Source organism: Streptomyces sp. CGMCC 4.7035 (assembly GCF_031583065.1).
In the GTDB taxonomy this organism is placed as follows: Bacteria; Actinomycetota; Actinomycetes; order Streptomycetales; family Streptomycetaceae; genus Streptomyces; species Streptomyces yaanensis.
Map to the genome: position 1 here is coordinate 972,880 of NZ_CP134053.1, position 14,637 is coordinate 987,516.

Below are 14,637 nucleotides of genomic sequence, written 5' to 3' on the forward strand. Positions count from 1 at the left end.
ATGATGGGACACATGGGGACCGAGGGGGACGACTTCCGGGTCATCGCCGGCCGATATCGCCTTGAGGCGAAGCTCGGACGCGGCGGTATGGGCGTCGTCTGGCGGGCGGCCGATCAGCTGCTGGGCCGTCAGGTAGCGGTCAAGGAACTCATCATCGACCCCTCGCTCTCCATGGAGGAGGCCCGGCTGCAGCGTGAGCGCACCCTGCGTGAGGCGCGCGCGGTCGCGCAGTTGCGGCACCCGCACATCATCGTGGTCCACGACGTCGTCGAGCACGACGAACGCCCCTACATCGTCATGGAGCTGATCGACGGCGGCTCGCTCGCGGACCGCGTCGCCACGCACGGCCCGGTCGGCGCCCGCGAGGCAGCGCGCATCGGCGTCGCCCTGCTGGGCGCGTTGCGCCGCGCGCACGAGGCGGGCGTGCTGCACCGCGACCTCAAGCCCGCGAACGTCCTGGTGGAGGAGGGCACCGACCGTGTCGTCCTCACCGACTTCGGCATCGCGCAGGTCGCGGGCGCCACGACACTCACCGAGAACGGTTCCTTCGTCGGTTCCCCCGAGTACACCGCACCCGAGCGGATGTCCGGCGACCGGACGGGCCCCGAATCCGACCTCTGGTCGCTGGGGGCGCTGCTGTGCACCGTCCTGAGCGGTGAGTCGCCCTTCCGCCGCGACTCGTTGGGCGGGATCCTGCACGCGGTGGTCTTCGACGAGATCCGTCCGCCCGCGCAGGCGCAGCCGATCCTGCCCGTCGTACGAGGGCTGCTGGAGCGGGATCCGGACCGCCGCCTGGACGCGGCGGAGGCCGAGCGGCTGCTGCGGGAGTTCCTGGAGAAGGGACGTACGCCGCGGGTGCCGGTGGGGTACTCGCCGACGCAGCGGGACCTGCCCCGGCGTGCGGTGCCGCAGCCCGCGCGGGAGGTCCCCGCGGCCGCGACACCGCAGGCGGGCGCCGTGCCGCGGACCGCGAAGCAGTCGGCACGGGGCGGGCTCGTCGCGGCCGCCCTCGTCGCGGCCATGGCGGGAGCGGGCGTCTCGGCGGCGGCGCTGCTGATGCGTGACCACGAAAACGGCGGCGGCGCGGCGGCGAGTTCGGCACCGACCCGGACATCGGTGGGCGCGGGCGCGCCGCAACCGTCGACCGCGGGGACCTCGCCCGCTCCCGCCCCCACGGTGACGGTGACGCGCTCGCCGTCGTCGGCCTCGGCCACCGCCCACAAGGCGCCCTCGGGGTATCGGCTGGTGCGGGACCCGGGTGGGTTCTCGCTCGCCGTGCCCGAGGGGTTCACCCGCATTCCGCAGGGCGAGCGGACCTTCTACATGTCGCCGGGGCAGACCTTCCGTCTCGGCGTCAAACCGTCGGGCCCCGAGGCGGGCGGCCCGCTCGCGGTGATGCGGCGCGCGGCCGCCGAGGGACCCGCCACCAACCCGGGCTACCGCGACGGCCAGGTCACCGAGACCTCGCACGACGGAAACCGGGCCGCGCTCTGGGAGTTCACCTGGAACGGTTTCACCACGACGGAGGGCCCGCGGCACACGTACGACCTGTGCTGGGAGGAGGACGGCCGGATGTACGACGTGTGGGTGTCGGCGCCGGTCGGGAAAGCGCGGGAGGCGAAGGAGTACTTCGACGTGGCGCTGGACACGTTCGTACCGTCGTAAAACGGGCGGCTTCACGGCACGCGGCCGCGAGGTGGCGAGGACGGCGATCGCGAACCTGGACATCGACACGCTGTGCCCCCTGGACTCCTGACAACGCCCTGATCAGCGCATTTGTGCCAGCGGTCACTGGCGCGATGTGGACGCCCGGTGAAAGCGCGTTACCGACGGGTACCCAAACGCCCGGCCCCGACATACCCTGCGCCTCATGACGGACTCGCAGGCCCCGGAGAAGGCCACCGACAAGACCGGTACGGGCACGGCCGGCACCAACCCCCTCGCACCCGCTCCCGCCGGCACCCGCACCGCCGTCGACGTGGTCACGCCGGAGCTGGTCGCGCAGCTCACCAAGGGCGTGGTCGGCTCCGGCCGCACCGCCAACCACACCCCGTTCACCGGTGAGAAGCTGGCCGACCTGCCCGAGTCCACCCCCGAGGACGTCGCGGAGGCGTTCCAGCGGGCCCGCACCGCCCAGACCGCCTGGGCCGCGACCCCGGTGCGGCAGCGCGCCGCCGTCCTGCTCCGCTTCCACGACCTGGTGCTCGCCCGCCAGGCCGAGGTCCTCGACCTCATCCAGTTGGAGACCGGCAAGGCCCGCCTCCACGCCCACGAGGAGGTGCAGGCCGTCGCCGTCGCGGCCCGGCACTACGGCCGCAAGGCGCCCTCGTATCTCAAGCCCAAGCGGCACACCGGCGCCGTACCGACGCTCACGCGCGTCACCGAACTGCGCCACCCGCGCGGTGTCGTCGGCCAGATCGCCCCCTGGAACTACCCTCTGGAGCTGTCGGTCGGCGACGCGCTCCCCGCCTTCGTCGCGGGCAACGCCGTCGTGATGAAGCCCGACACGGAGACATGCCTGACCGCGCTGTGGGCACGCGACCTGCTGATCGAGGCCGGGCTGCCCACGGAGGTTTTCCAGATCGTCCTCGGCGACGGCCCGGTCGTCGGTCCCGAGGTCGTCCGGCACGCCGACTACGTTTCCTTCACCGGCTCCACCCGCACCGGCCGCGAGGTCGCCCAGGGGGCCGCCGCCCGGCTCGTCGGCGTCTCGCTCGAACTCGGCGGCAAGAACGCCATGCTGGTCCTTCAGGACGCCGACATCGAGAAGGCGGCCGCCGGTGCCGTGCGCGCCTGCTTCTCCTCGGCGGGTCAACTCTGCATCTCCATCGAGCGGTTGTACGTCCACGAGTCGATCGCGGACGCCTTCCTGGAGCGGTTCGTCGCCCGCACCAAGGCACTGCGGCTCGGCACGTCCCTCGCGTACGGCGCCGACATGGGCTCGCTGGTCGGCGAGCGGCAGCTGGAGACCGTGACCCGGCACGTAGAGGAGGCGGTCGCCAAGGGCGCGAAGGTGCTGGCCGGCGGAGTCGCCCGCCCGGACGTGGGCCCGTACTTCTACGAGCCCACCATCCTCGACGGCGTCGCGGCACCGATGTCGGTGTGCGCGGAGGAGACCTTCGGCCCGGTCGTGTCGGTCTACCGTTTCAAGACGGAGGACGAGGCGGTCGAGCACGCCAACTCCACCCCGTACGGCCTGAACTCGTCGGTCTGGACGAAGGACGGCCGACGCGGCCGCGAGGTCGCCTCCCGCCTGCGCACGGGCACGGTCAACGTCAACGAGGGCTACGCGCCCGCCTACGGCAGCGTCCAGTCGCCGATGGGCGGCATGAAGGACTCCGGCCTCGGCCGCCGCCACGGCTCCGAGGGCATCCTCAAGTACACCGAGGCCCAGACCGTCGCCCACCAGAGGCTGCTGCCGATGGCGCCGTCGCTCGGCATGGACGACGAGAAGTACGCGGCGTTCATGAGCCGGAGCCTCCGCGTCATGAAGACGCTGCGCCTTCGCTAGACAGCACCCACTCTCGACGAGGAGAGCACGTGTCACAGGAGAAGTCTGTCCAGGCCCAGGCCCAGGTCCAGGCCGACGAAGGCGACGAGGGCGACGAGGGCTACGACTACGACGTCATCGTGGTCGGCTCCGGATTCGGCGGCTCCGTCACCGCCTTGCGGCTGACCGAGAAGGGCTACCGCGTCGGCGTCCTGGAAGCCGGCCGCCGCTTCACCCGCGACACCCTGCCGAAGAACTCCTGGGACCTGAAGAACTACCTCTGGGCCCCCGCCCTGGGCATGTACGGCATCCAGCGCATCCACCTGCTGGGCAACGTGATGGTGCTCGCGGGCGCGGGAGTCGGCGGCGGCTCCCTCAACTACGCCAACACCCTCTACGTACCGCCGAAGGCTTTCTTCGACGATCCGCAGTGGAAGGACATCACCGACTGGCAGGAGGAGCTGGAGCCGTACTACGACCAGGCGCGGCGCATGCTGGGTGTGCGGCTCAACCCGACCCTGACGCCCTCGGACGTCCATCTCAAGGCGGCCGCTCAGCGGATGGGCGTGGGCGACACCTTCCACATGGCGCCGGTCGGCGTCTTCTTCGGCGACGGTGACGACGCCGACGGAACGGCCAGGGCCAGGCCCGGTGAAGAGGTCCCGGACCCGTACTTCGGCGGTGCCGGGCCCGCCCGGCGGGCGTGCACCGAGTGCGGCGAGTGCATGACCGGTTGCCGGCACGGCGCGAAGAACACCCTCAACGAGAACTACCTCCACCTCGCCGAGAAGGCGGGCGCGATCGTGCACCCCATGACGACGGTCGTGTCCGTCACGGACGACTCGCGGGGCGGGTACGCGGTCGCGACCCTGCCGACGGACGCGAAGCGCAGGGGACAGGGCCGGACCTTCAAGGCGCGGCGGGTCGTCATCGCGGCGGGCACGTACGGTACGCAGACGCTGCTGCATCGCATGAAAGCGAACCGTCAACTGCCGTACATCTCCGACCGTCTGGGCGAGCTGACCCGGACCAACTCCGAGGCGCTGGTGGGCGCGCAGACGGACAACCGCCGTTACCGCAGGGCGCACGGCACGGCGAAGGCCGACTTCACACAGGGCGTGGCGATCACGTCCTCGATCCACCCGGACGAGAACACGCACATCGAACCGGTCCGCTACGGCAAGGGCTCGAACGCGATGGGCGGTCTGTCGATCCTCCAGGTCCCGTACGCGGAGGGCTCCTCGCGCGCCCTGGCCTGGCTGGCGAACGCGGCGCGGCACCCGTGGCTGATGGTCCGTTCCCTCTCCAACCGCCGCTGGTCGGAGCGGACCATCATCGGCCTGGTGATGCAGTCGCTGGACAACTCACTGACGACGTACCTGAAGCCGAAGGGTGCGGGAAAGGGTCTGCTGACGGCCCGGCAGGGCCACGGCGCCCCCAACCCGAAGCAGATCAGGGCGGCTTCCGAGGCGGCGTCCGTGCTCGCGGCCGAGATCAACGGCTTCGCGGGCAGCAACGTCGGCGAACTGATGGGCACCCCGCTGACCGCGCACTTCCTCGGCGGCTGCCCGATCGGCACCTCGCGCGAGACGGGCGTGATCGACCCGTACCACCGGCTGTACGGCCACCCCGGCATCTCGGTGGTCGACGGCGCGGCGGTGTCCGCGAACCTCGGTGTCAACCCGTCTCTCACCATCACCGCGCAGGCCGAGCGCGCGATGTCGTACTGGCCCAACAAGGGTGAGGCGGACCCGCGTCCGGCGCAGGGGGCCGCCTACGAACGTCTCAAGCCGGTGGAGCCCCGCCATCCGACGGTGCCGGCGGAGGCGTTCGGGGCGCTGCGACTGCCGTTCCTGGGGATGCCGACGGTACGACGGGAACAGTAGCGCGCACGGGGATAAGCAGCGTGCACAGAGAACAGCAGCGTGCACAGGGAAAGGCAGCACGCACAGGGAAAGGCAGCACGCACAGGGAAAGGCAGCACGCACAGAAGAAGGACCTGTGCCCCCCTCCGAGCCCAGGTCCTTCTTCTTTGTGCGAGGCGCGGGGCGCCTGACGCAGTTCTGCGTGCGAGTGGCGGCGCCTTACGCGGCCTGGCCACCCGTCTTCCGGCGCCGCACCGCGAACACCGCACCGCCACCGACGATGACGGCGACACCGCCGACGAGGGCGATGGTCGGGAGCGCTGAGGAGGAACCGGTGGAGGCGAGGCTGCCGGTCACCAGCTGGGTGTTGGCGCTGTTCGGCTTGGTGGTGGGAAGCGGGACCTTGCCGCCCTCCTGGGGCCTGGTGCCGCCCGTGTCCGTACCGGACTTGACGATCTCGACGATGTAACCGGCCTGGCCGGCGCCGACGCAGTTCTCCTCCTCGTCGAAGTACACGCCGCCGCCGACGGTCAGACCGGCGCCGATCGGAGCGTCGGCCTTCACGTTCAGACGGAGCTGGTAGTCGACCGTCCTGCCGGCGTCGATGTCGGAGAGTTCGAGGTAGCCGAAGGAGTAGCCCTCGTCCTCGACGTCGACCCACGCGCCGTCGACCTTCGCCTGGAGCTGGACCTGGCTGGGCTTGAACGGGTTCTCCGCGTCCTCGTCGGCCGGGCCGACGCCGGCGTAGAAGATGACGTCCTTGAGGGTGCTCTTCGTCGGGTTCGTGACCTTGAGCGTGAACGGGTGCCAGCCGCTGCCGACCGCGATCTTGCCGGGCAGGCCGGTCAGCTTGGCGTCCAGCTTCGACTTGTAGTCGGAATCCTGGTCCGTGCAGTCGCCCGAGGGCTCATCGGTCGGCTCGGCGCTGCCGCTCGGCGTGGCCGACGTGGTGGCCGACTTCGACGGCTTGGCCACGGGGGCCAAGGGCGCCGAAGCCGAAGAGGACGGCGTCGTGGACTCGGTGCCGGCGGGAGTCGTCGTGATACCGGTCTCGGGTGCGGGGCTGGTCGGCGACTGTGTCGCCGCGGTCTCGGTCGCGGAGACGGAGCTGGAGGGAGAGGACGACGGGTCCTCCGCGAACGCGGTCGGCGCGGACAGCAGTGCCAGCGGGGCCAGAGCGGCCGTCGCCGCCGAAGCGGCCAGGACACGGCGGAGCTTCATGAAGACCTCGAAAAGTCCGGTGTGCCGCGGCGACGCGGCACGGCTGGGGGGGGGGGGAGGCCTCCGCGTGCGTGTGGGGCGCGGGCGTGGCCCTTGATTCGCCAGCTGTGACCCGTGAAACCTGTGAACGGTTGCCCTCTATTCACAGGATGCTTATGTGATCTGAGTCACACGCATAAATGCCTTGTGAACCACCACGTGCTCCCGTAAAACTCCTTCGTGTCCGACCAGCACCCCGAGGAATCCTCCATCCCCGACGAGGTCTGGGAGCAGTTCGCCCGCGACAGCGAGCGCGACATCCGCGCCTCCGCGCCCAAGGAACCGTCCGCGCGGGCGCGCATGGTGACCAGTCGGTTGCGGCAGCAGGACGCGCAGGGCGTACGCCCCGACGGCTGGCGCGCCCCGCCGGTCCCGTCCGGTCGGCGGTCACGCCGCCGCGTGGGGACGGTGCTCGGTCTGCTCCTCGCCCTCGCGGTCGCCGTCGTGGCCATGAAACCGTCGCTGATACCCGGCGACCCGTTCGGCTCCCGCCCAGGCGCGGACGCGGACACGTCGCCGATGCCGGTCGAGACCGCGCGCCCCACCGCGCCGCCCTCCGCCGCAAACCCGGACACCCCCACCCTCGACCGCCCCTTCGCCGGCTCCCCGGCCCTGCACTGGGGCGACGGCGAGGCCGGGATCGTGCTGCCCCCGGCCGAGCCGGTCGGTTCACTGACGAAGGCACAGGTGGCCACCGCCCTGCGGCAGACGAAGACCCTGCTGGTCGACGCGAACCTCAACCCGAAGACCCTGCTCGGCGCGCGCCCCACGGCGGCGCTGGGCGTGCTGGACCCGAAGCAGCCGCACGTTGTCGACGAGCTCAAGTGGTCGCTCGCCGCCCCGGACGAGAAGTACGACCCCCTGCTGCTCTTCACCCGCTTCGATCCCCGCGAGGTACGGCTCGTGGGCAAGGTCGTGAAGGTCCGCGGCCGGATCACCTTCGCCCGCGGTGAGGACGCCTTGCTCCGCGTCCACGCCGACTACACCTTCGTCTACGCGCTGTCCCGCGGCGGCTCGAAGGAAGTGGCCCGCACGATCGTGCGCCGCGTCATCGAGACCGAGCTGGTCGACCCCACGAAGTACGGGGTCACGCCGGGCAGACTCCAGCTCGTCCGTTACGACGAGTCCACGGGCAACTCGGCCTGCGGCGTCCACGACGGCTTTCTGCACCCCGAGTTCTCCTCGACGGGCCCCACGGGCGCCGCACCGAGCGGCCCGACGACGGACCCGTACGACCGCAGCCGTGATCTCCGCCAGGGGGACGACGCGACGTGCGGGACCGCATCACGGACCTGAGGAACGGCCGTCGCGGACCTGAGGAACGGCCGTCACGGACCTGAGGAACGGCCGAACGGCAAGCGAAGGGCCCCGCGGCGGGGGATCCCCCGATCGGGCTGAGCCGAGAGGTCGGGGGAGGTTCCGCGGGACCCTTCTCCGTCAGCACCGACGTCAGGGCAGCGCCGGTGCCTGGGAGCGGCGCCGGGGGGTTGCGCCGCTTGCCTGCGTGACCGCCGGTGGTACGCCCGGCGCACTCGGGGAGCGCGCGGGGAGCCGGCCATGGCGGTCGGTTCGGTGAGGGAGCGATGCAGTTGTCTGCCGGGGCTCAAGGGGTGGGAGCTGTCCGGTCGTCCGTACTGCTGCCGTCGGCGGGCTGTTCTTCGCATCGTGCTGGATGGGTCACGGCCTCCGCAACCGTTTCGACCACCTCTGAACAGGTTCCGCCGGTCGGCCCCGGGCGTCCCCGGAGCCGACCGTTCTGTTGGGTGACCGGGCTGCTGTCCCCTGCCGTCCGGTCACAACCCTGGAGCGAGGTCCCACGGCGCACAGCACGATCCGTACGCCTCATCGCCCCAGCGGAGCCACGCGTGGTTCTTTCGGGCCCGCCCCTGGCTGGCACGGACAACCGGACCAACGAACCCCGTACGGCCCCGGTCACGCGCCGTACGGGTGAGAGGGCATACGAACGTGGGTGCACTGGACGCCCGTCGCACGACGCCCGCCGTGCGAGGGCCCCCGCCGGCCGTCAGACCCGGCCCCGGCACAGCTCCAGCAAGGTCATCGCGAGGGCCGTACCGGGCTTGCCGAGGGCCTCCCTGTAGTGACCGAGGACCTCCATCTCGCGGGAGAGGTTCACCCGGCGGCCGCCGGAGGAGATACGGGCCTCCTGGATGACGGCGGATACCGCCATGCGCTCCTGGATGAGGCCGATGATGCGGTCGTCGAGGGTGTCGATGCGTTCGCGGGCGCCGGTGATCACATCGGCGGCCTCGGGGGTGCGGGCGCCGGTCTTCTCTGCGGCCGTCTGCTCGGTGGTGGTGGCGGTCATGCCGGGGCTCCTCAAAGGGGTCGGTGTCGGGCTGAGGTGCCCCGGATCGGCATGGTCCGCAAACATCAGGCGCCCCGGACCATGTCGGCCCGGGGCGCCTGGGAAGTCGCTTGTCAGTAGCTCAAGCAGCACGACCATGGCAGCCGGCGGGCCGGTTGCCATAGGTAAAGACGAAGGTCGTCGAGTGCGTGAGCATGGGGCCAGTATGCCGTGGTGGCGGGCGGTGGCCAACCGGGTTCGGATGGTGAGACGGGGGTGGGGTTCGTCGCAGCTTGTCAGGCGTTCGAGGGCGAGGCCGTTCAGGCCGGTAGCGGGGGGCCGGGGGAGGCAGCCCCCCAGCGGACGGGACTGTTCCCACGGCCACCTCGGTAGAATCGGTCAGCACAGAGACCCGCCCCACCGCCGGAAGGCACCCCGTGTCATCAGCGACCACCGCTGCCGCCGCCCCCGACACCGTCCTGGTCGTCGACTTCGGCGCACAGTACGCCCAGCTCATCGCCCGCCGCGTCCGCGAGGCCCGGGTCTACAGCGAGATCGTGCCGAGCACCATGCCGGTCGAGGAGATGCTCGCCAAGAACCCGGCGGCGATCATCCTCTCCGGCGGCCCCTCGTCGGTCTACGAGGAGGGCGCCCCGACCGTCGACCGCTCCCTGTTCGAGGCCGGCGTCCCCGTCTTCGGCATGTGCTACGGCTTCCAGCTGATGGCCCAGGCCCTCGGCGGCACGGTGGACAACACCGGGGCGCGTGAGTACGGCCGTACGGACCTCCACGTCTCCAGGCCGTCCTCCACCCTCTTCGAGGGCACCCCGGACGAGCAGGCGGTCTGGATGTCCCACGGCGACGCCTGCTCCGCCGCCCCCGAGGGCTTCACCGTCACGGCGTCCACGGACGTCGTCCCGGTCGCCGCCTTCGAGAACGACGAGCAGAAGCTGTACGGCGTCCAGTACCACCCCGAGGTCATGCACTCCACGCACGGCCAGCAGGTGCTGGAGCACTTCCTCTACCGGGGCGCGGGCCTGTCCCCGACCTGGACCACGGGCAACGTGATCGAGGAGCAGGTCGAGGCGATCCGCGAGCTGGTCGGCGACAAGCGCGCCATCTGCGGCCTGTCCGGCGGTGTGGACTCCGCCGTGGCCGCCGCGCTGGTCCAGAAGGCCATCGGCTCCCAGCTGACCTGCGTGTACGTCGACCACGGTCTGATGCGCAAGGACGAGACCGAGCAGGTCGAGAAGGACTTCGTCGCGGCCACCGGCGTACAGCTGAAGGTCGTCGACGCGGAGGAGCGGTTCCTCAAGGCGCTCGCGGGGGTCTCCGACCCCGAGGAGAAGCGGAAGATCATCGGCCGCGAGTTCATCCGCGTCTTCGAGCAGGCCCAGGCGGAGATCATCGCGGACGAGGGTCCCGCGGTGGAGTTCCTCGTCCAGGGCACCCTCTACCCGGACGTGGTCGAGTCCGGTGGCGGTACCGGCACGGCCAACATCAAGTCCCACCACAACGTGGGCGGCCTCCCCGAGGACCTGGAGTTCAAGCTCATCGAGCCGCTCCGCAAGCTCTTCAAGGACGAGGTCCGCATGGTCGGCCAGGAGCTCGGCCTGCCGGAGGAGATCGTCCAGCGCCAGCCGTTCCCCGGCCCCGGCCTGGGTATCCGGATCGTCGGCGAGGTGACCAAGGAGCGGCTCGACCTGCTCCGCGAGGCCGACGCCATCGCCCGCGAGGAGCTGACGGCGGCCGGTCTCGACCGTGACATCTGGCAGTGTCCGGTGGTCCTGCTCGCGGACGTCCGCAGCGTCGGCGTCCAGGGCGACGGCCGGACGTACGGCCATCCGATCGTCCTGCGCCCGGTCTCGTCCGAGGACGCCATGACCGCCGACTGGTCGCGTCTGCCGTACGACGTGCTCGCGAAGATCTCCACCCGCATCACGAACGAGGTCAGCGACGTCAACCGCGTCGTCCTCGACGTGACCTCGAAGCCCCCGGGCACCATCGAGTGGGAGTAGTTCTCCCGTTCGTGAAGGTCAGGTCCGCTTGAGAGTCCGCACCGGCTCTCCGGGCTTCCAGATCTCGACGACCAGATACGTGTCGTCCTCGACGTAGGTCCGTACGACCTCCGTCAGCTCGGTGCGGAAGAGGTGGAACGGCTGCGGCGGTTCCACCTCTTTCACATACGCGGCCTTCGTCGCGGCGTCCTCCACCTCGATCGCCCGCCCGCTGATCCGCACGTCACCGCCGCCCATCCCGGTCCCCGGCCCCGGATTCGCCTGTAGCGCGAAGCGCGGGTCGCGGCGCAGGTCGAGCGCCTTGAGCGAGCCCGGCATCATGCCGAGCCACAACTCGCCGTTCAGGAAGCGCACCTCTAGACCGGTGGTGCGCGGCGAGCCGTCCTTGCGGAGGGTGGCGACGACGTGATGAGAGAAGGCCGCGAAGCGTTCCTCGACGGTCTTCGCGAGCGCCGGTTCCGCGGTGGTGAAAGCTGCCCAGTTCGATGCCATACGGCGAGTCTCGCGCCGATACCCGACGTCTTCTGTCCGGTATCGGTTGCGTGCGTCATCTTTACAAAAGAGCTCTGTCCTCCTGAGCTGACCGACGGTAACTTCCGCCCCGTAAAGCAACCCAGTGCTGGAGGACACATGCACGGGCCGACCCCGCCGCTGCCCCTGCCCACGGATCGGCTGCACTTCGCCATGCCGCCGATGCACGAATCGCCGGACGACGAGCGGCGGCATCGCAAGGAGCGGCTGGCCGGAGCGCTGCGGCTGTTCGGACGGCTCGGCTTCGAGGACGGTGTCTCCGGGCACATCACCGCCCGCGACCCCGAGTTCACCGACTGTTTCTGGGTCAACCCGTTCGGGATGCCGTTCAAGCACGTCACCGTGAGCGATCTGGTGCTGGCCAACCAGGACGGGCAGGTGATCCAGGGCCGTTACCACGTGAACCAGGCGGCATTCACCGTGCACGCCCAGGTCCACGCCGCCCGCCCGGACGTCGTGGCCGTCGCCCACTGCCACTCCGTGCACGGACGCGCCCTGTCCGCACTCGGCGACCTGCTGGATCCGATCACTCAGGAGAGCTGCGCCTTTTACGAGGACCACGCTCTGTACGACGCCTACACGGGCGTCGCCGTGGACGCCGAGGAGGGCCGCCGGATCGCGACCGCGCTCGGCAGCCGCAAGGCGCTCGTCCTGCGCAACCACGGGCTGCTGACGGTCGGCGACTCGGTGGACGCGGCGGCCTGGTGGTTCCTCTCGATGGAACGCTCCTGCCAGGTACAGCTGACCGCCAAGGCGGCGGGGCGTCCGGTCCTGATCGACCACAAGCAGGCGGTGGCCACGCGGGAGCAGCTGGGCGGGGACCTGGTGGCGTGGATCAACTACCAGCCCTTGTGGCAGGACATCAGCCGGAGCGAACCGGACCTGCTGAGCTGACGTCGGCACCCGGCGCGGTCGGAAGCCGCGCGGACCGCCTTCGTGGCCGCGGACTCCTTGTCCGTGAGGACGCCCTCCGGTGGAGCTTGCCCGACTCCCGCGGCCGGCGCGTTTTCGACGCCGGTCAACCCCGGGGTTGGTGCTTTCACCCGCCCTGACCGCACCTGGCGAACGCGAGGTGTGTTCCGTACGGCACAATTCGCTGTCGTCGCCCGGAAGTTGCGGTGGCGGGTGCGGCTTGGTGATCTGGCGCGGGGAAGGCGGCAGCGGGCGTGGCGGTGCAGGAGGCGAGGCAGGGCGCGGGGCGTGGGAGCGGTCCGGGTGCGCACGAGGGTGGCTGCACCTGCGGGGACTGCCCGCACGGCGCGCGTGAGGGGCACCGGCGGGCGGTCGCCGAATTCCTGGCGAAGCGGGAGGAGTTCGCGTCCGGGCGGGGGCTGCCCGCGGCGGTCGCGCACTCCGTGTCCGCGTCCCGCCAGTGGGTGTCCGAGGAGCTGACCCAGTCCGCGGACCTCGTGGCCGAGCGCAGCCGCGCCGACGGTGAGGCCTGGCTGGGCCGGCTGTGGCGGCATACGGCGGTCGTGGTGTGGGGCGCGGTGGGTGTCCTGCTGCTGACGCAGGCGCTGACGGCGATCGGCGCGGGATGGACCGTGGCGCGGACGGCCGGGCTGGTCGCGGCGGCGCTGGTGGGCGGGTCGCTGACCGCCGCCGCGTATCTGCACCGGGCGCGCGGCGGGGCGCTCGCGCCCGTCATCGGGGAGGACAACCGGCTGTCGACCTCCCGTGCGGTGGCGGCGAGTTGGGTGCTGTTCGCGGTGTACGCGGTGCTGGTGCTGGTCGGCGAACTGGCCGCGGCTTCCGGGCCTGGCAGGCGCGACGCGCTGATCGCCGGGCTCGACCTCGTGCGTGGCGTGGGCGTGGTGACCGTGATCGCGGTGGTGTGCGGAATCGCGGTACTGGTGCGGCGGGTGGTCGGGCTGCGGGTCCTCGGCCAGCGCCTGCAGAAGGTACGCGCCGACCGGCCGCGGGCGGCGGACCTGCTGACGGACGACTCCGGGCGGGGCAGCTTCGCGGACACGCAGTACGTGGTGATCAGCGCGGTCGCCCTGCTCTTCGCGGTGGTACGGCTGGCCCGCCGCCCCGACCAACTGCCCGATCTGCCCTGGGGTCTCGCGGTACTGATGCTCGTCTCGGCGGCCACCTACCTCGCCGGAAAGTACGCGGAGGGCGGCCGTCCGGTGGTCCTCTCGGTGGTGCGGGCGCGGGAGGCGGGCGACCTGGACGCGCCGATCCGTACGGGCGACGACGTCGAGATCCGCGGCGCGGGGTTCGTCCCGCCGGGCGCCCAGACTGCGGACCGGCTGTCCCGGATGGTGGTCCGCATAGGAGCGGTCCATGTCCATGTCCCCCTGGTCCCGGTCCCCGGCGGCTTCAGCAACCCGACGGACACGCTCCTGACGGTCCCGGTGCCGGCGGATGTGGAGCCGGGCAGGGTGGAGGTCCAGGTGGTGACGGCGGCGGGGGTGGAGACCAACCGGGTGGCGATCGATGTGACGGACTGAGGTCTGGTTCAAGTCGGGGGCCGTTCAGGCCAAAGGAGGTCTGGGGAGGCGGCCCGCGGGGAAGGGAACCGAGGAAAGTGGGCGCGCAGCGCTTGAGCGGGTGCCCCCTTTCGTACGTATGGTCTGTTGAGGCGTCAACGGCACGGCGGGCGAGAGGCGGCGGACACGATGACTCATGGCATTCGCACGGACTCCCACACCTCCTATCTCGACGAGGGCCGGAGCTGGCGGGACACCGCCACTCGGTACGCCCTGCTTCCCCTGCGCGTCTTCCTGGGCGTCACCTTCATCTACGCGGGCCTGGACAAGCTCACTAGCAGCGCCTTCATGCACGACTCCGGCTCCGGGTCGATCGGTGACCTGATGCGTACCGTGCGCGACTCGTCGGCGATCCCCGCCTTGGTCGACCTCGCGCTGAAGAGCCCCGTCGGCTTCGGCTACGCCATCGCCCTCGGTGAACTGGCCGTCGGCATCGGCACACTGATCGGCCTGCTGGGCCGCCTCGCCGCGCTCGGTGGCGCGCTGATCTCGCTGAGCCTGTGGCTGACCGTGAGCTGGGCCTCCAGCCCCTACTACTACGGCAACGACCTCGCCTACCTCATGGCCTGGCTGCCCCTGGTCCTCGCCGGCACCCCGGTCCTCTCCCTGGACGCCGTCCTCCGCGCCCGCCGACGGCAACGCGCGGGCGGGTACCGGTAGACCGGGGCGCGCT

At 71.1% G+C, this 14,637-nt stretch carries 11 protein-coding genes; 8 read left to right on the forward strand and 3 right to left on the reverse strand.

All coding sequences use genetic code 11. The annotated features are described in order from the left end of the window. Positions 1–12: 12 nt before the first annotated feature. The 3 genes from Q2K21_RS03880 to Q2K21_RS03890 all read left to right on the forward strand — a co-directional run bounded on the left by Q2K21_RS03880 (position 13) and on the right by Q2K21_RS03890 (position 5,376). A complete protein-coding gene (locus Q2K21_RS03880) occupies positions 13–1,665 on the forward strand; it encodes a protein kinase domain-containing protein (RefSeq protein WP_310765352.1) in 1,653 nt (550 codons plus the stop codon). A 205-nt stretch (positions 1,666–1,870) separates the two neighbouring features. After that, positions 1,871–3,511 carry a succinic semialdehyde dehydrogenase gene (locus Q2K21_RS03885; RefSeq protein WP_310765356.1) on the forward strand — a complete coding sequence of 547 codons (1,641 nt, stop codon included), beginning with the start codon at positions 1,871–1,873 and terminating at the stop codon, positions 3,509–3,511. Positions 3,512–3,540: 29 nt separating this feature from the next. Continuing rightward, on the forward strand, positions 3,541–5,376 hold the full coding sequence (locus Q2K21_RS03890) for a GMC family oxidoreductase N-terminal domain-containing protein (RefSeq protein WP_386277170.1): 1,836 nt from the start codon (positions 3,541–3,543) through the stop codon (positions 5,374–5,376). Positions 5,377–5,574: 198 nt separating this feature from the next. Here the strand turns inward: Q2K21_RS03890 and Q2K21_RS03895 are convergent, their stop codons facing one another. Further along, positions 5,575–6,576: an LPXTG cell wall anchor domain-containing protein gene (locus Q2K21_RS03895; RefSeq protein ID WP_310765359.1), complete on the reverse strand. Its 1,002-nt coding sequence runs from the start codon at positions 6,574–6,576 to the stop codon at positions 5,575–5,577. 219 nt (positions 6,577–6,795) lie between these two features. Between Q2K21_RS03895 and Q2K21_RS03900 the strand changes: the two genes are divergently transcribed. Beyond that, positions 6,796–7,911, forward strand: a complete 1,116-nt coding sequence (locus Q2K21_RS03900; RefSeq protein WP_310765362.1) for a hypothetical protein — start codon at positions 6,796–6,798, stop codon at positions 7,909–7,911. 727 nt (positions 7,912–8,638) lie between these two features. On the opposite strand, the gene Q2K21_RS03905 is transcribed toward Q2K21_RS03900, so the two are convergent. After that, on the reverse strand, positions 8,639–8,941 hold the full coding sequence (locus tag Q2K21_RS03905) for a chorismate mutase (RefSeq protein WP_310765365.1): 303 nt from the start codon (positions 8,939–8,941) through the stop codon (positions 8,639–8,641). A 416-nt stretch (positions 8,942–9,357) separates the two neighbouring features. Between Q2K21_RS03905 and guaA the strand changes: the two genes are divergently transcribed. Next, on the forward strand, positions 9,358–10,938 hold the full coding sequence (guaA, locus tag Q2K21_RS03910) for a glutamine-hydrolyzing GMP synthase (protein ID WP_310765367.1): 1,581 nt from the start codon (positions 9,358–9,360) through the stop codon (positions 10,936–10,938). Positions 10,939–10,956: 18 nt separating this feature from the next. Here guaA and Q2K21_RS03915 read toward each other — a convergent pair whose 3' ends face one another. Continuing rightward, the gene (locus Q2K21_RS03915; protein WP_310765369.1) at positions 10,957–11,430 is read right to left on the reverse strand and encodes a pyridoxamine 5'-phosphate oxidase family protein; all 474 of its coding nucleotides are present in this window, start codon (positions 11,428–11,430) and stop codon (positions 10,957–10,959) included. A gap of 138 nt (positions 11,431–11,568) precedes the next feature. Here Q2K21_RS03915 and Q2K21_RS03920 point away from each other — a divergent pair, with 138 nt between their 5' ends. The 3 genes from Q2K21_RS03920 to Q2K21_RS03930 all read left to right on the forward strand — a co-directional run bounded on the left by Q2K21_RS03920 (position 11,569) and on the right by Q2K21_RS03930 (position 14,624). Beyond that, positions 11,569–12,363, forward strand: coding sequence for a class II aldolase/adducin family protein (locus Q2K21_RS03920; RefSeq protein WP_310765371.1), 795 nt, complete (start codon positions 11,569–11,571; stop codon positions 12,361–12,363). A 272-nt stretch (positions 12,364–12,635) separates the two neighbouring features. After that, positions 12,636–13,925: a hypothetical protein gene (locus tag Q2K21_RS03925; RefSeq protein ID WP_310765373.1), complete on the forward strand. Its 1,290-nt coding sequence runs from the start codon at positions 12,636–12,638 to the stop codon at positions 13,923–13,925. A gap of 168 nt (positions 13,926–14,093) precedes the next feature. Next, positions 14,094–14,624 carry a DoxX family protein gene (locus tag Q2K21_RS03930; protein ID WP_310765376.1) on the forward strand — a complete coding sequence of 177 codons (531 nt, stop codon included), beginning with the start codon at positions 14,094–14,096 and terminating at the stop codon, positions 14,622–14,624. Positions 14,625–14,637: the final 13 nt, after the last annotated feature.